The following is a 236-nucleotide window of genomic DNA, read 5'->3' on the forward strand; positions in this document are numbered from 1 at the left end:
GGAGCCTAGCGGGATCGAACCGCTGACCTCCTGCGTGCAAGGCAGGCGCTCTCCCAGCTGAGCTAAGGCCCCATATTGTCTATGGCTCACTTCTTGAGGAAGTGGTGGGTCTGGGCAGATTCGAACTGCCGACCTCACCCTTATCAGGGGTGCGCTCTAACCAACTGAGCTACAGACCCATAGACGTTTGATCTTTCACAATTCAGGCAATTCGTGTGAGCACTTGTCGGTGAGAT

2 tRNA genes are annotated in these 236 nt (G+C 55.1%); both read right to left on the minus strand.

From position 1 onward, the window contains the following. Nucleotides 1–72: transfer RNA gene (locus E1189_RS00095), tRNA-Ala, on the minus strand. Between the two features lie 30 nt (nucleotides 73–102). After that, nucleotides 103–179, minus strand: a tRNA-Ile gene (locus E1189_RS00100). Nucleotides 180–236 lie beyond the last annotated feature (57 nt).

Origin of the sequence: Parendozoicomonas verongulae (genome assembly GCF_009711465.1) — a bacterium.
Lineage (GTDB): Bacteria > Pseudomonadota > Gammaproteobacteria > Pseudomonadales > Endozoicomonadaceae > Sansalvadorimonas > Sansalvadorimonas verongulae.